Raw genomic sequence first — 24484 nt, forward strand, 5'->3', positions numbered from 1 at the left:
GGGGCGAGCGGTGGGATCGGGTCGGGCCGACGAAGGCGCTCGACGCGTCCTCGGAACCGGCTGTTCGCACGCTAGCATGAAAAACCGGCACAAGTGTAGGTTTTTGTTCAGAGCGGTGCCCGGCCGCGGATCGCGCACCGGTCGCGACCCTCTCCGGCGCCGGGGGACGCATACGATGGGACACCGATGACGACCGAACGCGGATACACCACGGGCAGGGCCCGGCGGGAGCGGATCATCGCGGCCGCGACCGCGCTGTTCGGACGCGTCGGCTTCAACAGCGCCACGATGCTCGAGATCGCGCAGGTCTGCGAGATCTCCCGCGCGGGCCTGGCCCACCACTTCCCCACCAAGGAATCGCTGATGGAGGCGGTGCTGGAGACCCGGGACCGCGAGGACCGCGAGCGTTTCCGGCGCAACGGCTCCCAGGGCCAGGACGGCATCGGCGTGCTGCGCGGCATGGTGGACCTCGCCCGGCACAACAGCGAGGTCGGCGGCATCATCGCCCTGTACGCCGTGCTCTCGGCCGAGGCGGCGGATCCCGCGCATCCGGCCCACGACTACTTCGTGCGGCGTTACGCCAGGATCCGCTCCGGCACGGCCAAGGCGCTGCGCGACGCCCGCGCCGCGGGCTACCTGGCCGCCCACGTCGACGAGGACCGCGCCGCCGCCGAGCTCACCGCGCTCATGGACGGCCTCCAGCTGCAGTGGCTGCTCGACCCCGCGTCGGTCGACATGGCGGAGACCGTGCGCCGCCGCATCCAGGAGCTGCTCGTGGTGCCGCTCGACCCCGCCCGCTGAGCGAGCGCGGCAGCCCCGGCCCCTGAGCGCACGAAGCGAGACGAAGGGCGCCTACGACCAGACGAAGCGGAAGGTGCCCGCCAGGACGGCCGCCGCGATCGACAGCGCCATGATGCCCGCCCCGCCCGCGAGCGCGATCGCGTCGCGGGCGTGGAGCCGCGACGGACGCGACCACGTGCGCGGGATCTCGGATCCGAATCCGCGAGCCTCCATCGCGAGGGCCAGCTTGGTGCCGCGACGGACGGCGAACACGAGCAGCACGAACGACATCGTGACGAACCGGCGCAGCACGCCGCGATCGCCCACGCCGCGCGCTCGGCGGGCGAGCGACATCGTGCGCCAGTCGTCGAGGAACAGCCCGAGCATGCGCGTGCCCGCGAGCACCCCGAGCACGAACCTGCTGGGCAGGTGCGCAACCTGGGCGAGGGCGTCCGCGAGCGCGGTCGGATCCATGCGGGCGAACAGCAGGATGGTCGGAAGGCCGAGCGCCACGACGCGGATCGACACCGCGACGGCGAGCTGGATCGACGCCTCGCTGATGTGCGCGAACCCGAAGCTGAAGAAGACCTTCCCTCCCGGCGCGGCGTAGAGCAGCATGCTGATCCCCGCGATCGGCGCCACGACGAGCAGCAGCGCGAGCCGGCGCAGCACGGTGCCCAGACGGAGCCCGCTGAGCGGGAGGCACAGCAGCTGCAGGCCGATCGCGACGAGGCCGCTCGTCACGTCGATCGACGCGAACAGCGGGATCGACAGCAGCAGCGCCAGCAGGATCCGGGTGACCGGATTGACCCCGTCGATCCACGCCCCGGCCTCGGCTCGACCCCCCTCCGGACGCAATGCAGGAGATCCCGCGTCTTCTGCCCCGGATCCGGGCCCACCGGCGGCGTTTCTCCTGCGTTGTGTGCGGCCGAGGTCGAGGCGCGTCATGCCGCCTCCTCGGTCCGGGCCGCGTCGGCCGCGTCGGCAGGGACGAGGGCGATCCGGTGGCCGCCGAGGTGGCGGATCACGTCGTCGTCGTGCGTCACCGCGATCACGGCGGTGCCGCGGGCGATCTCCTCCTGCAGCAGGCTCACGATCCCGATCCAGCCCCGCCGGTCCTGCCCGAAGGTCGGCTCGTCCAGCACGACCACGGCGGGCGCCGCGGCGAGCACGGTGGCCACCGACAGCCGCCGCTTCTGACCGCCCGAGAGCGTGAACGGGTTGGCGGCGGCGAGCGCCGTGAGGCCGAGCCGGTCGAGCAGGGCGTCGACGACGGCATCGACACGCGGGGCCTCCCAGCCGAGGGCCCGCGGACCCACCGCGAGCTCGTCGCGCACGGTCTGCGTGAGGAACTGATGCTCCGGATCCTGGAACACCATCCCGATGCGGGTGAGCAGCTCGCGCGAGGTCCACGCCGACGGGCGACGGCCGCGTCGCCCGCGGAGCTCCTCCTCGGCCTCCACCAGCCCCCGCAGCGGATCCAGGAGACCGGCGAGGGTCAGGGCCAGCGTGGACTTGCCGGCACCGTTGGGGCCGACGATGACCGTCGCGGCAGCGTCCGGCACCGTCAGGTCGAGGCCGCTCTGCACCGCGGAACGGCGGTCGCGCGACACCGCGAGATCCCGGGTCGTGAGCACGCCCTCCCCGGCCGACGGCGCCGGCGGCAGCACCGGGAGGTCGACCGGGTGGCCCGGCACCCACACGCCCGCGTCGGCCAGAGCGTCGCCGTACGCGCCGAAGACGTCGGCGGGCGTGCCGTCGGCGAGCAGTCCGCCGTCGGCGCCCACGACGATGACGCGCGTCATCAGGTCGGCCCAGATCCCGGTGCGGTGCTCGATGACGACCAGCGTCGCGCCCGTCGCCTCGACCGCCCGCTCGACGCTCGCGCGGATCTCGCGCACGCCGTCCGGATCGAGGTTGGCCGTCGGCTCGTCCAGCAGCAGCAGCCCGGGCCGCATCGCGAGCGCGCCCGCGAGGGCCAGGCGCTGCTTCTGCCCGCCGGACAGGGCGGACGTCCGGCGGTCGAGCGGCACGTCGAGACCCACTGCGTCGAGCGCCTGTCGGACTCGCTCGGGGATCTCCGCCGCGGGGACGCCGAGGTTCTCACAGCCGAACGCGACGTCGTCGCCGACCCGGCTCAGCACGACGCCGGCATCCGGATCCTGCAGCACCAGGCCGATGCGCCCGCGGCGGCTCTCCGGATCCGCGCCGTCGACGAGAAGGGATCCGCTGCGCTCGCCCTCGTCGGCGTCGCCGAGCAGCCCCGCCATCCCGGTCAGGAGGGTGGACTTGCCCGCGCCGGAGGCGCCGAGCAGCAGCACGCGCTCGCCGGGCTCGATCGTGAAGGACACGTCGCTGACCGCGGGCAGGCGGCGGCCGGCGTAGCGCCAGCCCCACCGGTCCGCGACGACGCGGGCCGCACCCGCGGTCATGTCAGACCTCGCGACGCAGCTCGCGTCCGGCGGCGAAGCGGCTGAGCGCACCGGTCGCGGCGAGCGCGCGCACCAGCAGCCAGCCGAGCACGCCGGCGAGCACCGCACCCGACACGACGAGGGTGCCGAGGTAGATCGCGTTGAACTCGAGGCTCTTCAGGATGTTCGGCGAGCTGCCGTAGAACAGCTCGAACACCCAGGCGCCCACCGCCGCGGCGACACCGGAGAGCGCGGCCACCGGCAGCGAGAAGCGACGGTAGAGGAAGACGGCGAAGATCAGCTCGGCACCCAGGCCCTGCGCGATGCCCTCGAGCACCGTGGATACTCCCCAGATGTTGCCGATCAGCATCGAGACGACCGCCGCGACGACCTCGACCACGAGCGCCGCACCGGGCTTGCGGATGACGAGTCCGCCGACGACGCCGCCCAGCAGCCAGATCCCGACGGCGATGCCTCCGAGGCCCGGGGTGAGTGCGTCGGCAGCCGAGAACCAGGCGTAGCCGATGGTGTTCCAGACCCAGAAGACCAGGCCGATCGCGACGCCCAGGACGGCGGCGACGACAATGTCGACGACCCGCCAGTTCAGGCGGCGCGCGACCGCTCCCGTGCTCGCGTTGCGTGCGGTTGCCGTTGCATGCATGACTGTTGCTCCTCCCTGCGCCGGCATGATCCGGATCAGGTTCGACGGTCGAAGCGCGATTCGCTCCCTCTCAGCCCGGCTCGCCGGACTCCCGTGGTGATCCGCCCATCTTAGCCCCGGCCGAGAGGCGCCGCGACCGGCGGCGTCGCACCCGGTCGCCGCCCGTTCCGGAGCGCCGGATCCCGCTCCGGAACGCACGAGGGGCGCGCGGTGACCGGCGTGCGCGCGGATTCCCGCGGCAGAACGGCGTTCGGCTGCCGGTGATCGACACGGCCTCCAGATACGGTAGGAGGGTGAACGAAGACGACGGCCCGGCGGCCGCACAGGGCGATCCCGAGCTCGTCGACGCCCCGGCCGAGACCGCCGCAGCGGATTCGGCGTCCGCCGTCGCGACGCTCGACGCCCCGGCCGAGGTCGCCGAGTCCTCGGACGACCCGATCGCAGGCGATGCCCCTCCCCCGGAGGACCCGAACGCCCCGGCCACCGACGCCCCCGTCCCCGGGGGCCCGGTCGTCGCCGCCGACGCCGTCGACTCCGCGGAGACGGTCGAGCCCGCGGGTCTGTTCCCGGCGCCGGCGCCCGTCCCCGAGGCCGGCCTCCTCTTCCCGCCGACCGACGCTGCCGTCCCGGCCGATCCTGCCTCCTCGGCCGCGACCGGCACGGTCCTCGTCGACGCCGCCTCCGCCGACGCCCCCGCTGCCACGTCCGGCGCCGCGCGTACCGAGGTGCGACCGCTGCCGTCGGCCTCGCTCGTCCGCGGGCCCGATCGCACCCCGACCGCCGCGCTGGCCTGGGTCGACGTCGCCCGCATCGGTTCGACGACCACGGCCGCGGAGCCGGCCTCCTCGCCCGCGCTGCTCGCCGACGCCCCGCGGCGGAGCCTCGTCCGGCCCGCCGTGCTGCTGCCGATCGCGGGCCTGCTCGCGGTCGCCGTGGCCTACGGCGCCACGACCGCGCTCTGGCCCCTCAACGCCGTGAAGCCGACCACGACGGCGGTGGCGTTCCAGCCCGTGGCCGCCCCGGCCGCGGCGGCCGCGTGGCCGACGACCGGCAGCGCCGCGGTCAGCGTGCAGGGCATCGGCACGGTCGCATCCGCCGACCAGCAGGTCCCGATGGCCAGCATCACGAAGCTCGTGACCGTGCTGATCGCCCTCGACAAGATGCCTCTGAAGCCCGGGGAGCAGGGCCCCTCCTTCGCGTTCACCCAGGCGGACAGCGACGACTACCTGAACTATCTGCGACAGGATCAGTCGGCTCTGGACGTTCCCGTGGATGGATCCCTCACGCAGTACCAGCTGTTCGAGGGGATCCTGCTCGGGTCCGCCAACAACTACGCCGATCGCCTCGCCCGCGAGCTCTGGGGCTCCAATGAGAACTACGCCGCCGCGGCCAATCAGTGGCTGGCCCAGCACGACCTCGGCGACATCCGCGTCGTGACCCCCTCCGGCTTCGACTTCGGCAACGTCGCCACCCCTCGCGCGCTCATCCAGCTGGGCGAAATCGCGGAAAAGAACCCGGTCATCGCCTCGATCGTGAAGCAGAAGAGCGTCGAGCTGCCCGGTGCCGGGATCGTGGAGAACACGAACGGCCTGATCGATGACGCGGGCATCGTCGGCATCAAGACGGGCACGATCGGCGACGGCGACGACACCCGGTACAACCTGCTCTCCGCGAAGGACGTGGCCGACGGCACCACCACGGTGCGCATCTTCGTCGCCGCGCTCGGACAGAGCAGCGATCAGGGTCGGGTCGACGTCTCACGGGCGCTCTACGCCGACGTCGAGGCAGCACTGAAGAACCAGCCGCAGACGGTGACCAAGGGTGCGACGCTCGGCACGGTCGACACCGCCTGGGGCGAGACGTCGCAGGTCATCGCCGCCGACGACGCCCGCGTCACCCTGTGGAACGGCGCTTCGGCGTCGGCCACGACGAAGTTCGCGCTGGGCGACACGTGGAAGGCCGGCGCGAAGGCCGGGACGCTCGCCCTCAAGGGTCCGCTGGATGCGACGACGGTGCCGCTCACGCTGCGCACCGAGCTGAAGGGACCGAGTCTCTGGTGGCGGCTGAGTCACCCTCTCGAGCTGTTCGGTCTGACCAAGTAGGGGCACGAGCGCGTCCGCGCGGTCGGACGCTCTCGGCATCTGCCACCGCGAGAACGACGGAGCGCCGCCGCCCTGGCCAGGACGACGGCGCTCGTGCCGTGATGATCGCGGTGCGTCTCAGAGATCGTCCGACCGCGGGGCGTCTGCCGCCTCCGCCGACTCGACCGCCCGCTCGGCCACCGCGACCGGAGCGGAGCCGGCTCCGGCGACCGCAGCGCCTCCTGCTTCGACCTCCGAGGCGACCGAGCCCTCTGCGGGCACGGTGACGGTCCCGGTGACGAGTGCGGCGTCGGCATCGGTGTCGCTCGCCGCCTGCTCGAACTGCGACTGGTAGAGCCGCCAGTACGCGCCCTCGGCCGCGATCAGCTGCTCGTGCGTGCCCTTCTCCACGATGTCGCCGTGCTCCATCACGAGGATGAGGTCGGCATCGCGGATCGTGGACAGACGGTGCGCGATCACGAACGACGTCCGGCCGTGCCGCAGCGCCGCCATGGCGTGCTGCAGCAGCAGCTCGGTGCGGGTGTCGACGGCCGACGTGGCCTCGTCCAGGATGAGGATCGACGGCTGCGCCACGAACGCGCGTGCGATCGTGATCAGCTGGCGCTCACCGGCCGACACGTTCGACGCGTCCTCGTCGAGCTTCGTCTCATAGCCCTCGGGGAGGGCGTGCACGAAGCGGTCGACGTAGGTCGCCTTGGCCGCCTCGATGACCTCGTCATCGCTCGCCGTGGAACGGCCGTACCGGATGTTCTCCCGGATCGTGCCCGCGAACAGCCACGGATCCTGCAGCACCATGCCGGTGCGGGAGCGCAGATCCGACCGCTCCATCTCGGCGATGTCCTGCCCGTCGAGCAGGATGCGGCCGCCGCTGAGCTCGTAGAACCGCATGATGAGGTTCACCAGCGTGGTCTTGCCCGCGCCGGTCGGGCCGACGATCGCGACGGTCTGCCCGGGCTCCACGCGGAACGACAGGTCGGTGATGAGCGGCCGGTCCTCCGTGTAGGAGAAGGCGACGTGCTCGAACTCGATCACGCCCTTGCCGTCGGTGACGGTGGGGGCGTCGTCGATGTCCGGATCCTGCTCCTCCGCGTCCAGCAGCTCGAAGACGCGCTCGGCCGAGGCGGTGCCCGACTGCACGACCGCCGCCATGCCTCCCAGCTCGCTCAGCGGCTGGGTGAACTGCTGCGAGTACTGGATGAACGCCTGCACGTCGCCCAGACGGATCTGGCCGCTCGCGACCATGAGGCCGCCGAGCACGGCGAGGCCGACGTACGTCAGGCTCCCGATGAACGTCATCGCCGGCATGATGATGCCGGACAGGAACTGCGCCTTGAACGCGGCCTGGTACAGATCCTCGTTCTCGACCTGGAACTTCTCCAGCGCGTCCTTCTCGCGGCCGAACACCTTCACCAGGGCGTGGCCCGAGAAGGCCTCCTCGACGCGGGCGTTCAGGCGGCCGACCTTCTTCCACTGGATGCCGAACGCCTTCTGCGAGCGCGGCCCGATGACGCCGAAGATCACGGCCATCAGCGGCAGCGCCACGAGGGCGACGAGCGCCAGCTGCCAGGAGATCGAGAACATCATGATCAGCACGCCGATCACCGTGAGCACCGAGGTGAGCGCCCCGGACAGCGACTGCTGCATGGTCTGCGTGATGTTGTCGATGTCGTTCGTGACGCGCGAGATCAGCTCGCCGCGCTGCACCTTGTCGAAGTACGACAGCGGCAGGCGGTTGATCTTCGCCTCGACGTCCTCCCGCAGGCGCCACATCGTGCGCACCATGATGACGTTGATGACGTAGCCCTGGATCCAGCTCAGCAGGGCGGAGCCGACGTAGATCGCCAGCACCGCGGTGATCACCCAGCGCAGCTGGTCGAAGTGGATCCCGTCGCCGACCCGGAAGTCGCCGAACGCGGCAACCATGTCGGCGAACTGGTTCTGGCCGCCCTGGCGCAGCGTCTCGACGACCTGGCTCTTCGGCGTGCCCGCGGGGAAACCGGGGAAGTCGCCGTTGGGCTGGCCGAGCGTCTTGGAGATCACGCCCTCGTAGATGATGTTCGTCGCGTTGCCGAGCACCTTGGGCGCGGCGACGGACAGCACGACCCCGATCGCGCCGAAGATCGACACGAGCACGAACCACACGGCGCTGGGCTTGAGCAGCCCGATCATGCGCTTGAAGCTCGGGCCGAACTGGCTCGCCTTGCCGGGCGCGGGCCCGTCGAACATGCCGCCACCCTGCAGGCGCGCCTTCTCGGCCTGCTCGGCCTCCTCGCGCTCCTCGTCGGTCATCTCCGCCGTCGCGGTCGCGGCACCGCCGGCGTACTTCGCCCGACGCGCCTCCATGCGGGCGGCCCGAGCGGCCTTCTTGTCGGTGTTGTCGGTCATGCGTCCACCCCCAGCTGCGACTCGACGATCTCTCGATAGGTGTCGCTGGTCTCGAGCAGCTGCTCGTGCGTGCCGACCGCGACCATCGTGCCGCCTTCGAGCACCACGATCCGGTCGGCGTCGGTGATGGTCGACACGCGCTGCGCGACGACGATCTTGGTCACGTGCGGGAGCTCGCGCCACAGCGCCTGACGGAGTCGGGCGTCCGTGGTGAGGTCGAGCGCCGAGAACGAGTCGTCGAAGACCAGGATCTCGGGCTGATGCACGATCGCGCGGGCGATCGCGAGGCGCTGGCGCTGGCCGCCCGAGACGTTCGTCCCACCCTGGGTGATCGAGGAGTCGAGCCCCTTCGGCATCTCCGAGACGAAGTCCTTCGCCTGGGCGATCTCGAGCGCCGCCCACAGCTCCTCGTCGGTCGCGTCCTCCTTGCCGAAGCGGAGGTTCGAGGCGACCGTGCCGCTGAACAGGAACGGCCGCTGCGGCACGAGCCCGATGCTCCTCCACAGCGCGTCGACGTCGGCCTCGCGCACGTCCGTGCCGCCGACCGCCACCGCGCCGCCGGTCACATCGAACAGGCGCGGGATCAGCGAGACGAGGGTCGTCTTGCCCGCACCTGTAGATCCGACGATCGCGACGGTCTCACCCGGCTCCGCGCCGAAGCTGATGCCGGTCAGCACCGGCGACTCGGCACCCGGGTAGGTGAACTCGACGTCGTCGAACGCGACGGCGCCCGGTGCCGGGAACCGCACCACGCCGTCGACCGGACGGCTCATGGTCTGCTCGGCGTCGAGCACCTCGCCGACGCGCTCGGCCGAGACCGCGGCGCGCGGGATCATCATCGCCATGAAGCTGGACATGATGACGCCCATCATGATCTGCCCGATGTACTGCATGAACGCGAACAGCGTGCCGACCTCGACGTTGCCGTTGTCGACCTCGATGCCGCCGAACCAGATCACGCCCACGATGGTGACGTTGAGGATCAGCATGAACAGCGGGAACAGCAGCACGAACAGGGAACCGACGTTGCGTCCGACCACCATGATGTCGGTGTTCGCGCCGCGGAAGCGCTCCTCCTCGATGCGCTCGCGCACGAAGGCGCGCACGACGCGCACGCCGGTGAGCTGCTCGCGCATGATGCGGTTGACGTTGTCGAGCTTGCCCTGGTAGCTGCGGAACAGCGGAACCATGCGGCCGATGATGATGCCGGCCACGATCAGCAGCACGGGCACCGACACCGCGATGAGCCAGCTCAGCTGGAGGTTGGTCTGCACGGCCATGACGATGCCGCCGATGGCGAGGAGCGGGGCCGTGACGAACATCGTCGAGCCCATCATCGCCAGCATCTGCACCTGCTGGACGTCGTTGGTGTTGCGGGTGATCAGCGAACCGGCGCCGAACTGCGAGACCTCGCGCTCGGAGAATCCGCTCACGCGGGAGAACACGTCGGCGCGGATGTCGCGACCGGCGCCCATCGCTGCACGCGCCGCGAAGTACGTGGCGATGACGGAGGCGATGATCTGGCCGAGCGATACGGCGAGCATCAGGGCGCCGTGCGACCAGATGAAGCCGGTATCGGCCTTCGCGACGCCCTTGTCGATGATGTCGGCATTGAGCCGTGGCAGGTACAGGGAGGCCAGGGCGCTGGCGAACTGGAACACCAGCACGCCGAGCAGCAGCCACTTGTACCGCGACAGATAGCGGAACAGGATCTTTCCGAGCACAGGCGGACTTTCCTTTTGGGAGCGGACTTCCCAGGGGGAAGAGGATCGGCCGAGAATCGGCCAGGAAACACCCTGCCACGAGGCGCCGACATTCACATCCCCCGTGAGGAGGATCCGCTCGAATCTTCGCTGACGGCGAACGAATCCCTGCTCCGCCGATATTTCCGGATCCGGTTGAGGAACCCGGGACCGGGGCTTCAGCGCCCGACGATGAGGTGCGGGCGCGGCCCCTCGAGCCGCGCGATCCCGATCTTGACCTCGGTCAGCTCCGCCTGCAGCCCATCGATGCGCGCCGAAAGGGAACCGTCTACTCCATCGATCCGGGCGGACAGCGTCTCCTCGACCCGGTCGATCCTCGCCGACAGCTTTCCTTCGACCCCGTCGATCCGCGCCGACAGCTTTCCCTCGACCCCGTCGATCCTGCGGACCACCCAGGCGAAACCTGCGAACATGCCGCTGCCGAGGGTGACCAGCACGGCGAACGCCGTGACCACCACCCCGATGAGCTCGACGGACATGTACATGCCCTCCATTCTGCGCGTCCCCCGGGCGCTGCACCAGCGACGATAGGCGACGGAACGGAAGGAGTCGCACCCCTGTCCGCGACCGGTGGACTGCCCGACCAGGTGCGCGGCTGTGCGGACCGCGCTCAGCTCCAGAGCGGGACGGGCGGCACGTAGTCGCGCGCCTCGGCGGCGGCGTCGGGGGTGAGGTCGGCGAGCGTCTGCGGATCCCAGCGCGGGTTGCGGTCCTTGTCGACGAGCTGGGCGCGGATGCCCTCCACGAGATCCGGGTGGTGGTGCACGAACCACAGCACCCGGCGGTACTCCCCCGCCAGCGCATCGCGCACCGACGCCATCGCGCGGGCCTCGCGCACGGCGTCGAGCGTGACGACGAGGGCGGTGGGCGCGAGCGACTCGAGCAGGTCGGCGGTCGCCGCCGCCCCGTCCGGTTCGCCCGGAAGCGCCCGGAGGCGCGCGACGACCTCCGGCACCGTGTCCGCGGAGAAGGCCTCGTCGATCCACCCCTGCTGCGCGGCGAGCGCGGACGGTTCCGGCGTCTCGTCGAACAGCATGACGATCTCGCTCGGCCCGGTCGGATCCGCCCGGTGCGCGAGAGCGTCCCGGAGCGCGTCGATGCGCTCCGACGGCACGAAGAAGTCGGCGAACCCCGCGTACAGCGCGTCGGAGCCGTCCATCGTCCCGGCGGTCAGGGCCAGATACTCGCCCAGGCGTCCCGGCGCTCGGGCGAGCAGCCAGGTGCCGCCCACGTCGGGGGTGAAGCCGATCCGCACCTCCGGCATCGCGAGCTGCGAGCGCTCCGTGACGACGCGGATGGCGGCGTGCCCGGCCACGCCGATGCCGCCCCCCATCGTGATGCCGTCCGCGACCGCGACGATCGGCTTGGGGTACTCGGCGATGGCGGCGTTCATCGCGTACTCCTCGCGGAAGAAGTCGACCGTGTCGGCGCTGCGACCGGCCGTGATCTGCGCGTGCAGCTCTCGTACGTCGCCCCCCGCACACAGCCCGCGCTCCCCCGCGCCGTCGATGAAGACGATCTCGATGTCGCTGTCATCGCGCCAGGCGTCCAGCGCGGCGTGCACCGCGCGGATCATACCGACGTTCAGCGCGTTCAGCGCGCGCGGCCGGTTGAGCGTGATCCTGCCCAGCGCCCCATCGGTGCGCACCAACACCTCGGGCTCGACGACGGCGGCGGACGGGGCCTCTTCGACAGTGCTCACGGATGCCACGTTACCGCGCCCAATCAGGCGGAATGGCCCGGATCAACCTGCGTTTTCACTCCCCATCCGGCAGGATAGAGGGGTACTGCCGTATCGATGAGAGGCCGCGGATGACCGACGGACAAGTGCTCGAGTTCTCGCATGCGACGAAGCGCTTCGGCGTTCTCACCGCCGTCGACGACCTCTCCGCCCGCATCGAGCCCGGCGCGGTGACCGCCTTCCTCGGTCCCAACGGGGCGGGCAAGACCACGTCGCTGCGCATGCTGCTCGGCCAGATCCGGCCCACCTCCGGCACTGCGACCATCGGCGGCGTCTCGCACGCCGAGCTGCGCCACCCGCTCCGCACCATCGGATCCGTGCTCGAGGAGGCCGTCTACCGGCCCCGTCGCACGGCGCCCCGCCAGCTGTCCATCGCGGCCAAGGCGAACGGGATCCCGCTGTCGCGCGTGGACGAGGTCCTCTCGCTCGTCGGTCTGCAGAACGAGACCGAGACGCGCATCGGCGCCTACTCCCTCGGCATGCGCCAGCGCCTGAGCGTCGCGGGCGCCCTTCTGGGCGATCCCGGTGCGCTCGTGCTGGACGAGCCGGCGAACGGCCTGGATCCCGAGGGCATCCGGTGGATGCGTCTGCTCATGCGGCGCCTCGCCGACGAGGGCCGCACCGTTCTGGTCTCCTCGCACGTGCTGAGCGAGATCGAGCAGATCGCCGACAACGTGCTCGTGCTCTCCAAGGGCCGCCTGGTGTATGCGGACAGCATCGGAAAGCTGTCGGATCCCACGACGGGTTCCGTGGTCGTCGACGCGGAGGACCGCGCCGCGCTCACGACCGCCCTGAGCGAGGCCGGGCTGACCTTCGACGTGCTGCGCTCGGGGCTCACGGTGCACAACACCGACGCCGCCGCGGTCGGCGCCGTCGCCGCGTCCGCCGGTCTCGCGCTCACCACACTGCAGCAGCGTGGACCGAGCCTGGAGGAGGTCTTCCTCGACCTCGTGCACGGCCGCCGCGATCCCCTCACCGGGTCCGTCCCGGTGCTGACGGCGCCCGCCGCGGAGGAGACCCCCGCCACGGACGACGCGGCAGAGGCCGCAGCGGCCCCGGACGCCGACGCCGAGGGCGCGGGAGCTCCGGCCGCGGAGGACGGGACGCCGTCGGCCGGACTGTTCGGCGCGGCTGTGGCCGTGCCCGCCGTCGCCGCCACCGGTGCGGGCGTCGCCGGCCTGTTCGAGAAGACCGGCCCGGCGGCCGCCGAGGCCGGCACCGTCGCGATCCCGACCACCCGCCGCGAGGCCGCCGAGTTCGCCGCCGCGCAGAGCGCCCAGGGCGAAGAGGAGGCCCAGGGCTCCGAGGGCTCCGATGAGCGCGCGTCCGTCGCCGCCGACGACGCGGGCGATGAGGGCGACGAGGCCGCCCCGGCGGGAGCGGATGCCGCAGAAGGATCCGAGGAGACCTCGTCGGACGGCGTGGCTCCGTCGGACGGTGAGGCCGCCGAGGGATCCGCCGACGCCGAGCAGGCGCCGGCCGAGGACGACGACGAGGCACCCCAGGGCGACGAGCACGGAGAGGCGTCCGCGGAGGACGACGAGGACTCCGAAGCCGCCTCGGAGGCGGACGGATCCGAGGTCGACGACAAGGTCGGATCCGAGACCGCCGCGACCGACGACGGGGAGGGCGAGCAGGCCGAGACTGCGGAGGAGCAGCCCACCGAGGGGGGCGAGGACGAGAGCACGATCGCCGCGGGCATCGCGCTGACCGCCCCGGTCGCGGCCGACTACACCCCCGGAGAGCCGCAGCACGACGCTCCGCTCACCCACGACGCCGACGCGGCGGATGAGGCCGAGGGTTCCGCTCTCGGCTCCTTCGAGACCGCCGCCCTGACGATCCCGGCGGAGGCGACCTCGGTGTCGTTCGACGACCTGATCACGGGCGTGCCCTCGGCGGTGCAGTCCACCGAGGACGACGACGCCCCCGAGGACGCGGAACCCGCCGCGGCATCCGAGGACGGCGAGGCGCAGGACACCGCGGACGAAACGTCTGCGGACGAAGCACCTGCGGACGATGCCGGCCACGAGGTGGACGACGCCCCGACCGCCGCGACGACCGTGATCACGACTCCTCACGCCGACGACGAGTTCGCCACTCCCGAGCCCAGCACCGAGACCACGGAGATCGCCGGCATCGAGATCTTCGCGGCCCTGGCCGAGGGCCGCACGCAGGAGATCCAGGTGATCCTCGACGAGACGCCCGAGGAGGACGACGACCTCGAGGATGTGACGCAGGGCGAGATCCATCACGACGAGGATCCGCGCGCCGCCGCCGTCAGCGCATCGCTGGCCGCAGCCGCCCGGGCCTTCTACACCGATGACGCCCCGTCGTACACGCCGGGACCCGCCGCCGACGAGCAGCCCGCCGCCGAGGAGCGCGAGGAGCAGCCCGCAGCGGACGAGCACGCCCCCGACGAGCACGCCCAGGGGGAGCACGCGGACGGCGAGCACGCCCCCGAGGAGCACCACGAGGGCGACCGCAACGACGACGGGCAGCACCCGGAGCACCACGGGAACTGACCCCGGCACAGGCTCGCGAAGCGGCGATCGTCCGAGGACGGTCGCCGCTTCGGCGTTCCGGGACGGTGCACGCGTCGCCACGGCGGCGGCATCGGCACCGGCTCAGGCGGGGCGGACCGCCGGCTTGCGCTTGCGGGAGGGCTTGGCCGGCTCGGCGACGGGGATCGCGCCGGTGGCGGCGATGTCGGTCACCTCGGCGAGCTCGCTCGTGGCATCCAGGCGCAGCGCCTGGGCGAGCGCGAGGCCGTGCCTCGTGGTGAGGACGAGACGCTGGAACTCCGCCCCCTCGAGATCGATCACGACGCTGGGCTTATGACGCCGGATCAGGACGAAGTCGTCGCCGTTCGCCGACTTCCAGGTGCCCGCGGCGAGCACCAGCGGCACATGCGTGCCGGGGCTGCCGACGCCGCGGAGCCAGGTCCAGGCGTCATCGGTGAGCTGCACCTTCACGATCGCCTCGCGGGCGATGTGGAGGTTGTCGCGGCGGAACGAGACGGCGCGCTCGAGCGGAGACAGCTCCACCTCGAGGCGGGTCCGGTCCAGCAGCAGCGTCACCATTCCTCCAGTCTGCCAGCGCCGTCGCGGATCCGCCCGCGAGGCACCTCACAGGACGGCAACGATCGCACTGGCGGGGATCCACAATCCGGCATCCCCGCCCGCGTCCGTCGCCCCGACCCACATCCCCCCTCTTTGCTCGCTCGTCGCGGATTGCGGCTTTCCGCGGCGCTGAACCGCGATCTGCGACGAGTGAGCGAAGTGCGGGAGGCGGCAAGCGAGCGAAGTGCCGGGGGCGACCCAGCGAGCGAAGGGAGGGGCTGGTCAGGCGGTCGCGCGCGCCGCGGCCTCAGCCGCCCGAGGCAGGGCCGCCTCGATCGCGGCGAGCTCGGCCTCGCCGTGGGCGGCGGTGAGGAACCAGGCCTCGAAGACGCTGGGCGGGAGGGCGACGCCCTGCTCACGCATCGCGTGGAAGAACGGCGCGTACCGGAACACCTGCTGCGCCTGAGCCTCGGCGTAGTCGCGCGGCGCCCGCTCGGCGAAGGCCACGCCGAAGAGGTTGCCGGCGCGGGGCACGGCGTGCACGACGCCGGCCGCGGTCAGCGCGCCGTCCAGCGCCGTCGACAGCCGCGCCGCCGCCGCGTCGATCCGCGCGTAGACCTCGGGGGTCGCGAGCCGCAGCGTCGCGAGGCCCGCGGCGACCGAGAGGGGGTTCCCGCTCAGGGTGCCCGCCTGGTAGACGGGGCCGGTGGGCGCGAGGCGGTCCATGACCTCCGCGCGGCCGCCGAGCGCGGCGAGCGGCATCCCGCCGCCCACGACCTTGCCGAACGTGATGATGTCGGGGAGGTACTCCTCCCCCGCCTCCTGCTGCAGACCCCAGAAGCCCGCGGGGTGCACGCGGAAGCCGGTGAGCACCTCGTCGAGGATCATCAGCGCGCCGTGCGCGTGCGTGGTCTCGGCGATCAGGCGGTTGAAGCCCGGAACGGGCGCGACCACGCCCATGTTGGCCGCCGAGGCCTCCACGATGACGGCGGCGATGCGGTCGCCGTGCTCGGCGAACACCGCGGCGAGCGCCTCCGGGGAGTTGTAGTCGATGACGAGCGTCTGCGCCGCGATCGGCGCCGGGACGCCCGCGGATCCGGGAAGGGCGAGGGTCGCGACACCGGATCCGGCGGCGGCCAGCAGCCCGTCCGAATGCCCGTGGTAATGACCGGCGAACTTCACGAGGAGGTCACGGCCGGTGACGCCGCGGGCGAGCCGGATCGCGGTCATCGTGGCCTCGGTGCCCGTGGAGACCAGGCGCACGCGCTCGACGGGGCGCACCTCGCCGTGCCGCACCCGATCGGCGATGAGCGCGGCCAGCTCGACCTCGCCCTCAGTGGGGGCGCCGAACGACAGTCCGCGGGTCGCCGCCTCCTGCACCGCGGCGACGATCTCCGGGTGCGCGTGCCCGAGCAGTGCCGGACCCCACGACGCGACGAGGTCGAGGTACACGGAGCCGGCCGCGTCGGTCACGGTGGCGCCCTCGGCGCGGGCGAGGAACCGCGGCGTGCCGCCGACCGAGCCGTAGGCGCGCACGGGCGAGTTCACCCCTCCGGGGATCACAGCGCGGGCGGCGTCGAACAGGTCGTCATTGCGGTCGGTCATGGGTCCATTCTCCCTAGGGAGCCGGTGCTCCTCATCGTCTCGAAGCGCGCACGTGGCTCCATCCGGGCCCCCGATCCCCCCATGTGCGCGCTGTGAATGCAGTGGGCCGATTCAGCCGCGGGCGATCCAGCGCGCGGCCTCGGTCGCCCAGTACGTCAGCACGACATCGGCGCCGGCGCGGCGGATCGAAAGGAGCGATTCCAGGATCGTGCGCTCCCGGTCGAGCCAGCCGTTCTGCGCGGCGGCCTCGATCATCGCGTACTCGCCCGAGACCTGGTACGCCCACACGGGCACCCGCACGGCGTCGCGCACCTCGCGCAGCACGTCGAGGAAGGCCATCGCCGGCTTCACCATGACGACGTCCGCACCCTCGGCCTCGTCCAGAAGCGCCTCGCGCACGCCCTCGCGCCGGTTGCCCGGGTCGAGCTGGTACGTGCGACGGTCCCCCTGCAGCTGGGAGTCGACGGCCTCGCGGAACGGGCCGTAGAACGCGCTCGCGTACTTCGCGGCGTAGCCGAGCAGGAGCACGTCCTGGAAGCCCTCCGCGTCCAGCGCGTGCCGCACGGCGGCCACCTGGCCGTCCATCATCCCGGAGAGCCCGAGCAACTGCGAGCCTGCGCGCGCCTGGGCGAGCGCCATGGCGACGTACCGCTCCAGGGTGGCGTCGTTGTCGACCGAGCCGTCGGCGGCGAGCACGCCGCAGTGGCCGTGGTCGGTGAACTCGTCCAGGCACAGATCGGTCTGCACGACGAGCGCGTCGCCGACCTCCGCCGCCACCGCGGCGGTGGCCAGGTTGAGGATCCCGTCCGGGTCGTCGGCCCCGGATCCCACGGCGTCTCGCACCGCGGGGACGCCGAACAGCATGATGCCGGTCACGCCGGCCTCCGCCGCCTCCGCCGCGGCGCGGCGGAGCGAGTCGACCGTGTGCTGCAGGACGCCCGGCATGGACCCGATCGGCGTCGGATCCGTGAGGCCCTCGCGCACGAAGGCGGGGAGCACCAGGTGGCGCGGGAGCAGATCCGTCTCGCGCGCGAGCGACCGCACCGCTGCGGACTGCCGCAGCCGGCGCGGGCGGACGTCGGGGAAACCGGCCGAGGCGCCGAGTCCGCCGCTCACGGGGCGAACTCGTCGGCGGCGTGCGGGAGCGTGAAGTGCGAGACCGCCTCGATCAGCGCGTCGACGGTCTGCGCGTCCGCGACGACCGTGATCGGCAGGCCGGCCTTCTTCGCGTCCTTTGCGGTGCGCGGGCCGATCGCGGCGAGGAGCGTGGTGTCCGGGATGTCCGGGAACTGCGCGCGCACCTGCTCCGCCACCGAGCCGCTCGTGACGAGGATCGCGTTGATCCGCCCGTTCTGGACGTCGCGCATGATCCGCTCGGTGACCGGGACGCCGACGGTGCGGTAGGCGACCACGCTCGAGACGTGGTGTCCCGCCTTCTTGAGCGACTTGGTCAGCAGCGGCTTCGCGATCTCGCTGCGCAGGGTCAGGATCCTCTTGGGCTCCGGCTCCAGGGCGATGATCTGGCGGGCCATGCCCTCGGCGGAGTTGTCGTCCTCCGGCACGAGATCCACGTGGTAGCCGACCGCCATGAGGGCGGCGGCGGTGGTCTCGCCGACGGCGGCGATCTTGGTCGTCGAGGGGATCTCGGCCCGGTGCGCGAAGAGCACGTCGACAGTGGTCGCGCTGGTGATCGTGAGCCAGTCGAACTCGCCGTGCTCGAGCTTCACCAGGGCGTCGTCGAGGGCGGCCTGGTCGTTGGTCGGCGCGAAGTTGATCAGGGGGGCGACCACGGGGACCGCGCCCTGGGCGCGCAGGCTGGCGGCGACGCCGTCGCCCCAGGGGCCGCCGCGCGGCACGAGCACGCGCCAGCCGGTGAGCGGCTTGGCCTCTTGCTTCGATTCAGTCATCATCATCGGGTTCAGGAGCGCGGAAGAAGGTCAGCCGCCCCACGTTCGAGCAGCCGATGGGCAACAGACGACCCGATCTCGCGTGCTGCGGCGATCGGGTCTGCACCATCGGCAGAGTCCGCGCCGTTGCCCCTGCCGTTGGCTTGAATATACTCCTCGGCCGACCCCTCCGCCTCCACGGTTCCTGGACGCAGCGCCTCGGTGACGTCGATCCCGATGCGCCATCCGTCGTGCGGGGCGTAGACCACCGCGCGCACCCGGAGGTCGGCGCCGGAGAGCTCGGCGTGCGCCGCCATCGGCGCCTGGCACCCGGAGTCCAGCCCGGCCAGGACCGCTCGTTCCGCGGTCACCGCGATGCGGGTCGCCTCGTCGTCCAGCGCGGCGAGCGCCGCGAGCAGGTCGACCGGGGCGTCGGCCGTGGTCTCGACGGCGAGCGCGCCCTGACCGGGTGCGGTCGGCCACTCCGCGAGCCCCAGGCTCTCGACCTTCAGCGCGCCGATCGGGTCGCCCTCGAGCCGGCTGAGCCCGGCCGCCGCCAGGATCACGGCGTCGAGCTCGCCCGATGCCACCCGCTGCAGCCGCGAGTCGACATTGCCGCGCAGATCGACCGTGCGCAGACGCGGGTTGCGCACGTGCACCTGTGCGATCCGACGCGGGGATCCGGTGCCGATCGTGGATCCGGCCTTCAGCTCGTGCAGTGGCGTGCCGTCACGGGTGACGGCGACGTCGCGCGCGTCCGCCCGCGCCGGGATCGCCGCGATGACCAGTCCGTCCGGCACGGTCGTGGGCAGATCCTTCAGGGAGTGCACCAGCAGGTCGCACTCGCCGCGGAGGAGGGCGTCGCGCAGCGCCGTGGCGAACACGCCCTGGCCGCCGATCTCGCTCAGCGAGGCGCGGTTGGTGTCGCCCTCGCTCGTGATCGGCACGAGTTCGACGCGACGTCCAGACACCTGCTCCAAGGCCTGCGCGACCTGGCCGGACTGAGCCTGCGCGAGGGCGCTGCGGCGGGTGCCGAGCCGGAGCGCGCCAGCGGTCACTGCAGGACCTCGGCGATCTCGTCGAACCGCAGCCGGCGCCCCGTGTAGAACGGCACCTCCTCCTTCACGTACCGGCGGGCGTCGGTGTAGCGGAGATCTCGCATGAGGTCGACGAGCTCCGTGGGGTCGTCGGCCTCCAGCGGAAGCAGCCATTCGTAGTCGCCCAGCGCGAACGCCGCGACCGTGTTGGCGATGACCCCGCGGAACGCGGCGCCCTTGCGGCCGTGCTCGGCGAGCATGCGGCGACGCTCGTCCTCCTCGATGAGGTACCACTCGGGAGTGCGCACGAACGGGTACAGGCACAGCCAGCCCTTGGCGTCGACGCCGCGGAGGAATCCGGGGACGTGGGCGCGGTTGAACTCGGCGTCGCGGTGCACGCCCATGACGTTCCAGACCGGCAGCAGCGTGCGCAGCAGCTCGGTGCGGCGCAGGCGGCGCAGCGCCTTCTGCAGCTCCTCGGGACTCGGGCCGTGCAGCCACACCATCAGATCGGCGTCGGCCTTGAGGCCGGACACGTCGTAGAAGCCGCGGACGCTGATGCCGCCGTCCTCGATGTGACGGACGATGTCCTCCAGCTCGGTGGAGTCGGTCTCGAGCACGGGTGCGGCGGGGTCGCGTCGCCACACGGCCCAGAGCGTGTAGCCCTCGGGCGAGGCGTCGGAGTCGGCAGCGAGCACGGGCGTTTCTGCAGCTTCAGCCATGGATCCAGTCTGCCCCCTCCACCTATGGACGGGTGACCGATGACGGATCCGGAGCCGGATCCGCGCGGCACGATCTGCACACGACGCGACGATCTGCACGCGATCGCGCCGGATCCGTGTGCGGATCGTCGCCGGATGTGCAGATCGTCGCGCGGGGAGAGGGGCGCCGAAGGCGCGCGCGGCTCAGCGGGCGATGCTGCGGGCGACCGCCCAGACCACGCCGCCGACGACGGCGGCGACACCGACCGCTGCGGCGACCGCGCCGACCGGGTTGCGCTGGGCGAAGAGGCGCGCCCTGCCCCCGGCCTTCTGCAGCTGACGAGGCACGTTGGTCTTGTCCTCGATCGCGAGCAGAGCGGCCTTCAGCTCGGCGCGCGCCGAGGCGACCGGGTCGACGATGCCCACAGGCACGGCCGTGCGCGGGATGTTCGGATCAGCGGCCATCGCCGGCCTCCTTCACGATGCGGACGTCGGTGGCCACGGCCTGCGCGGGGTTCTCCCGTCGCAGCACCCGGCGGAACTTCAGGATCCCGAGCAGCGCGAACACGAGCACGACGAGCAGCAGGATGCCGAACGTGATGATCGCGGAGAGCCACACCGGGAACCACGAGGAGAGCCCGGCGATCGAGAACACGAGCACGACCGGCACCGCCCAGAACAGGAAGAACAGGGCGACGAGGAACCAGACGCTGCCGATGCCCGCATCCTTCGAGGTGCGCGCGACCCAGGTCTTGGCCGCGTCGATCTCGGCCTTGACGAGGTTGCTGACGAGATCGGGGAGATCGCCGAGCAGCGTCAGCAGACTGTCGTCGGCGCGATCCCGGTAGTCCCTGACCATGTCAGGCTCCTGCGGCGGGCTTCTTCGGCCCGCTCCTGGGAGCCGACGTCGAGCGCGGCTTCTTCTCCGCCTCCGCGGCGGCGACGGTCTCCTCCGCGGCCTGCTTGACCTCCGCGGCGACCGACTTGCCGCTCGCGATGGTCGAGTCCACGCGCTGGCCCGGCGTGCCGTCGGAGGTCGCCGCCTTCACGATCTTGACGGCGCCGGTCCAGAGGGCCTGCGGCACGGCCGCGGCCTGGGTCTTCGCGAAGTCCTGCACCTTGTGCACCTGCGCCTGCACCGGGTCGAGGTTCCAGACCTTGAGCCATTGCTTCTTGATCTGCTCGTACCGTTCGCGCCCTGCACGGGTGCCCAGCACATAGCCGACGCCGAGTCCGACGACGAGTCCGATCTTCCCCTTCATGGGGTCCCCTCACGTTGTGGTCGGTCTATCCGGACCTCCAGCGTAACCCTGTATTCCGTTTTCGGCATCTAAAGGTCTTCGGCCGAACGAGAACCCCGTCGCGGCGCGGCGCGCGCTCAGCCCCAGAGCAGCGCGTGCCGGATCCGCTCGGCCTCCGCTCTGGCGTGCGGGACGACCTGCGCCAGCCCCGTGCCGCTGAGCCACGCACCGGTCGCGGCGATGCCCGGGGCGTCGGCGATCGCGGCGGCCGCGGCGCTCCGCCGCTCTGCCGCGCCCAGCACCGCGGAGGGCTGCGCCTGCACGAAGCGGGAGCGGTGACTGCCGCGGAGCTGCTCCGGACGCAGCTCGACTCCCAGCAGCGCGGACGCCTCGGCGAGCGCGAGCGCGGCGGCGGCCTCGTCGTCGAGCGCGGCGGTCGCCGGCTCCTCGCCCTGGGATCCGAAGGACACGCGCACGACGTGCCGCGAGCCCGCCCGCTCGCGCAGCCAGGCCCACTTCGCGGTGCTGTGCGTGAGCGCTTTCGCGGTGTGGCTGCCGGGCACCGTCAGCACGCCGGATCCGCGCGGCGCCGCGTCGAGCACCGGGGCGTCGAGCACGAGGGTGACGATCTCGATGCGCGGGGAGGATCCGGCGGCGACCGCTGCGAGCGCGGGGACGTGCGGGGCGAGCAGGCGCCGGGCCGTCGCCTCGTCGGCGGCCAGGATCACGGCGTCGAAGAGCTCGGGCTCGGCGGGACCATCGCCGGGCCCGGCACCATCCGCCACCTCGGCGGGCGCGGACTCGGCGACGCGCACGGTCCAGCCGTCGCCGTCCCGATAGAGGGCCTCCACGGGCGCCGCCGTGCGCACCTCGGATCCCAGCAGCTCGATGCGCGCGACGAGCGCGTCCACGAGGCCCGCCATACCGCCCTCGAGCCCCTGCACAGCGGCGCCCGGAGCACGCTCGGAGCCGCCGGTGAGCTCGGCCACCGCCCCGGAGAGGGATCCGGCACGGGTCAGCGCGGCGTTCAGCGCGGGGGCGGCGACGTCGACGTCGATGTCGTCGGGGTGCGCGGAGTACACGCCGGTGCTGACCGGCGCCACGAGCCGATCCCGCACGCGGGGACCCATGCGCTTGTGCACGAGGCGCCCCAGGCTGTGGTCGTGACCGATCGTGAGCGGCGGGCGCAGCCGGTCTAGCCAGGCGCGCCAGGTGCCGCGCCATCCGATCACACGGCGCACGTCCTCGGCGAACGGATTGGCCGGGATGCCGAGCAGACCGCCCTTCGGCAGCGGCGCCGCACCCGAGGGGATCCCCGCGACCCAGGCCCCGCCTGGCTGAGGCGTGCGCACCCGGTCGCCGAGGCCGAGGTCGTCGATGAGGGCGCGCACGTGTCCTCCGCGCACCGCGAAGCTCTCCGCGCCGGCGTCGAACACGAGCCCGTCGGCCTCCCCCGGCTGCACGGCTCCTCCGGCCCTGCCCTGCGCCTCGAACACGGTCGCGTGCGCGCCGATCGCGGCGACGGCCTCCGCCGCCACGAGACCGGCGATCCCGCCGCCGACCACGGCGACCCGCAGCCGCGCCGCACGCTCCGCCAGCTCCGGCGCGTGCGCCGCCTCGGGGGCGTCGGAGCCCGCCTTCGCGCCCGGATCGGTCATCGCGCGCCCTCGACCGCGGGCTCGACGCGCACGGCGTGCACAAGCTCCACGATGCGGGTGAGCACAGTCGGGTCGGTCTCGGGCGGAACCCCGTGACCGAGGTTCAGGATGTGCGCGCGGGCCGCGGCGCCGCGGCGCAGCACGTCGCGCACGTGCGCCTCGAGCACCGGCCAGGGCGCCGTCAGCAGGGCCGGGTCGATGTTGCCCTGCACGGTGACGTCGTCGCCGAGCATCGCCGCGGCCTCGTCCAGCGGCAGGCGCCAGTCGACGCCCACGGCGTCGGCACGGCCGTCGAGGCGCATGTCGGCCAGGAACGGCCCGGTCCCGACGCCGAAGTGGATGACCGGGGCATCGACGCCGTCCACGGCGGCCGCCGAGTGCGGCGCCACGAAGGCGCGGTAGTCGGAGGGGCTCAACGAGCCCGCCCAGGAGTCGAACAGCTGCACGGCGCTCGCGCCGGCCGTGCGCTGCGCCGCGAGGAACGTCCGCGAGACCTCGGCGAGCCAGCCCGCGAGGCGGTTCCAGGACTCCGGATCCGTATGCATCATGGCGCGTGCGCGCAGGTGCTCCTTGGACGGACCTCCCTCGACGAGGTACGCGGCCAGGGTGAACGGCGCTCCGGCGAAGCCGATCAGCGGCGTGCGGTCGCCGAGCTCTGCCACCACGAGGCGCACGGCCTCCTGGATCTGCGTCGTGTCGAGGGATGCGGGGTCGATCGCGGTGATGCGGGCGACGTCGGCGGCCGAGCGCACGGGATCGGCGAACACGGGTCCGCGGCCCGGCTCGATCTCGACCTCGACGCCCGCAAGCCGCAGCGGCACCACGATGTCGCTGAAGAAGATGCCGGCGTCCACGCCATGCCGGCGCACGGGCTGCAGCGTGATCTCCGCAGCAAGGTCGGGCGTCAGGCAGGCGTCCAGCATGCGGGTGCCGACGCGCAGGTCGCGGTACTCGGGCAGCGAGCGGCCCGCCTGCCGCATGAACCACACCGGGGTCGTCTCGGGGCGGGTTCCGGAAAGAGCGCGCAGCAGCGGGGCGTCGTCGAGGGGCATGGATCCATTCTCCCCGACGCCTGCTTAGCGGCCGATGGGGATCCGGCGCCGCCCGCGTGGATCCGCCTCGTGCCACAGAGGCGGCGACGATCACCGGGCGCACGAGCGCCCTCGCGGCGGCTGGCGCGCCGCAGGGCCAGGCGGCAGAATGCTGGGCAGGGATCCGCCGTCCCCGGTCGCGACGATGGCGCACCGCGCACCACCCGAGAGAGCAGACCGTTGGACGCCGCGACCCCGCCCGTGACGTCGGCCCCCGGTGGCCACGGCCTCCCCGGCCTCCGCTTCGGCGCCTCCGGCCCGCGCTCCGGCGGCCACGGCCTCCCCGCGCCTCGGTTCGGCGGCGACCCGGGCGCGGGGAGGCCGTGGCCGCCGGAGCGCGGGCCGGAGGCGCCGAAGCGGAGG

The 24484-nt window shown here is 72.4% G+C and carries 22 protein-coding genes and 1 riboswitch; of the genes, 4 read left to right on the plus strand and 18 right to left on the minus strand.

Going from position 1 to position 24484, the window contains the following annotated elements:
• The first annotated feature begins 186 nt into the window (after window positions 1-186).
• Entirely contained in the window at window positions 187-801 is a 615-nt protein-coding gene (locus tag RL72_RS11580) for a TetR/AcrR family transcriptional regulator (RefSeq protein WP_045250995.1), read from the plus strand.
• Between the two features lie 51 nt (window positions 802-852).
• On the opposite strand, the gene RL72_RS11585 is transcribed toward RL72_RS11580, so the two are convergent.
• The 3 genes from RL72_RS11585 to RL72_RS11595 form a co-directional block, all read right to left on the minus strand.
• The gene (locus RL72_RS11585) at window positions 853-1728 is read right to left on the minus strand and encodes an energy-coupling factor transporter transmembrane component T family protein (protein ID WP_082072337.1); all 876 of its coding nucleotides are present in this window, start codon (window positions 1726-1728) and stop codon (window positions 853-855) included.
• Entirely contained in the window at window positions 1725-3212 is a 1488-nt protein-coding gene (locus tag RL72_RS11590) for an ABC transporter ATP-binding protein (protein ID WP_082072338.1), read from the minus strand. The genes RL72_RS11585 and RL72_RS11590 overlap by 4 nt, the downstream gene beginning before the upstream one ends.
• Before the next feature lies 1 nt (window position 3213).
• Entirely contained in the window at window positions 3214-3852 is a 639-nt protein-coding gene (locus RL72_RS11595) for an ECF transporter S component (protein ID WP_045250997.1), read from the minus strand.
• Window positions 3848-3957: riboswitch (TPP riboswitch) on the minus strand. (Overlaps the previous gene by 5 nt.)
• 188 nt (window positions 3958-4145) lie before the next feature.
• Between RL72_RS11595 and RL72_RS11600 the strand changes: the two genes are divergently transcribed.
• On the plus strand, window positions 4146-5954 hold the full coding sequence (locus RL72_RS11600) for a hypothetical protein (protein WP_052674344.1): 1809 nt from the start codon (window positions 4146-4148) through the stop codon (window positions 5952-5954).
• A gap of 117 nt (window positions 5955-6071) precedes the next feature.
• On the opposite strand, the gene RL72_RS11605 is transcribed toward RL72_RS11600, so the two are convergent.
• From RL72_RS11605 to RL72_RS11620, 4 genes are all read right to left on the minus strand, one after another.
• Complete coding sequence (locus tag RL72_RS11605; RefSeq protein WP_045251026.1) at window positions 6072-8297, minus strand: ABC transporter ATP-binding protein; 2226 nt, start codon at window positions 8295-8297, stop codon at window positions 6072-6074.
• 38 nt (window positions 8298-8335) lie between these two features.
• Window positions 8336-10063, minus strand: coding sequence for an ABC transporter ATP-binding protein (locus tag RL72_RS11610; protein WP_045250998.1), 1728 nt, complete (start codon window positions 10061-10063; stop codon window positions 8336-8338).
• Between the two features lie 197 nt (window positions 10064-10260).
• Window positions 10261-10587, minus strand: a complete 327-nt coding sequence (locus RL72_RS11615) for a hypothetical protein (protein ID WP_052674346.1) — start codon at window positions 10585-10587, stop codon at window positions 10261-10263.
• 125 nt (window positions 10588-10712) lie between these two features.
• A complete protein-coding gene (locus RL72_RS11620) occupies window positions 10713-11804 on the minus strand; it encodes an enoyl-CoA hydratase/isomerase family protein (RefSeq protein WP_045251028.1) in 1092 nt (363 codons plus the stop codon).
• Window positions 11805-11914: 110 nt separating this feature from the next.
• On the opposite strand from RL72_RS11620, the gene RL72_RS20455 reads away from it, so the two are divergent.
• Window positions 11915-14365 carry an ATP-binding cassette domain-containing protein gene (locus tag RL72_RS20455; RefSeq protein WP_248700457.1) on the plus strand — a complete coding sequence of 817 codons (2451 nt, stop codon included), beginning with the start codon at window positions 11915-11917 and terminating at the stop codon, window positions 14363-14365.
• A 102-nt stretch (window positions 14366-14467) separates the two neighbouring features.
• Here the strand turns inward: RL72_RS20455 and RL72_RS11630 are convergent, their stop codons facing one another.
• The 11 genes from RL72_RS11630 to hemE all read right to left on the minus strand — a co-directional run bounded on the left by RL72_RS11630 (window position 14468) and on the right by hemE (window position 24082).
• Window positions 14468-14923 (minus strand): hypothetical protein, encoded by a 456-nt coding sequence (locus RL72_RS11630; protein ID WP_045250999.1) that lies wholly within the window; start codon window positions 14921-14923, stop codon window positions 14468-14470.
• 261 nt (window positions 14924-15184) lie between these two features.
• On the minus strand, window positions 15185-16507 hold the full coding sequence (gene hemL, locus RL72_RS11635) for a glutamate-1-semialdehyde 2,1-aminomutase (protein ID WP_045251000.1): 1323 nt from the start codon (window positions 16505-16507) through the stop codon (window positions 15185-15187).
• 111 nt (window positions 16508-16618) lie between these two features.
• A complete protein-coding gene (gene hemB, locus RL72_RS11640) occupies window positions 16619-17623 on the minus strand; it encodes a porphobilinogen synthase (RefSeq protein WP_045251001.1) in 1005 nt (334 codons plus the stop codon).
• On the minus strand, window positions 17620-18414 hold the full coding sequence (locus tag RL72_RS11645; protein ID WP_428838625.1) for a uroporphyrinogen-III synthase: 795 nt from the start codon (window positions 18412-18414) through the stop codon (window positions 17620-17622). Before RL72_RS11645 ends, hemB begins: the two co-directional genes overlap by 4 nt.
• Window positions 18415-18425: 11 nt before the next feature.
• Window positions 18426-19451: a hydroxymethylbilane synthase gene (gene hemC / locus RL72_RS11650; protein WP_045251003.1), complete on the minus strand. Its 1026-nt coding sequence runs from the start codon at window positions 19449-19451 to the stop codon at window positions 18426-18428.
• On the minus strand, window positions 19448-20152 hold the full coding sequence (gene hemQ / locus RL72_RS20250; RefSeq protein ID WP_045251004.1) for a hydrogen peroxide-dependent heme synthase: 705 nt from the start codon (window positions 20150-20152) through the stop codon (window positions 19448-19450). Before hemQ ends, hemC begins: the two co-directional genes overlap by 4 nt.
• A 183-nt stretch (window positions 20153-20335) precedes the next feature.
• The gene (locus tag RL72_RS11660) at window positions 20336-20596 is read right to left on the minus strand and encodes a hypothetical protein (protein ID WP_045251005.1); all 261 of its coding nucleotides are present in this window, start codon (window positions 20594-20596) and stop codon (window positions 20336-20338) included.
• Entirely contained in the window at window positions 20586-20990 is a 405-nt protein-coding gene (locus RL72_RS11665) for a phage holin family protein (RefSeq protein ID WP_045251006.1), read from the minus strand. The genes RL72_RS11660 and RL72_RS11665 overlap by 11 nt, the downstream gene beginning before the upstream one ends.
• A 1-nt stretch (window position 20991) precedes the next feature.
• Complete coding sequence (locus RL72_RS11670) at window positions 20992-21393, minus strand: hypothetical protein (RefSeq protein ID WP_045251007.1); 402 nt, start codon at window positions 21391-21393, stop codon at window positions 20992-20994.
• A 116-nt stretch (window positions 21394-21509) separates the two neighbouring features.
• Window positions 21510-23030 carry a protoporphyrinogen/coproporphyrinogen oxidase gene (locus tag RL72_RS11675; protein WP_052674347.1) on the minus strand — a complete coding sequence of 507 codons (1521 nt, stop codon included), beginning with the start codon at window positions 23028-23030 and terminating at the stop codon, window positions 21510-21512.
• The gene (hemE, locus tag RL72_RS11680) at window positions 23027-24082 is read right to left on the minus strand and encodes a uroporphyrinogen decarboxylase (protein ID WP_045251008.1); all 1056 of its coding nucleotides are present in this window, start codon (window positions 24080-24082) and stop codon (window positions 23027-23029) included. Before hemE ends, RL72_RS11675 begins: the two co-directional genes overlap by 4 nt.
• Before the next feature lie 219 nt (window positions 24083-24301).
• Between hemE and RL72_RS20255 the strand changes: the two genes are divergently transcribed.
• Window positions 24302-24484 (plus strand): hypothetical protein (locus tag RL72_RS20255; RefSeq protein WP_211256051.1); only part of this gene is annotated, 183 nt, incomplete at its 3' end.

Origin of the sequence: Microbacterium azadirachtae, from assembly GCF_000956545.1 — a bacterium.
Lineage (GTDB): Bacteria > Actinomycetota > Actinomycetes > Actinomycetales > Microbacteriaceae > Microbacterium > Microbacterium azadirachtae.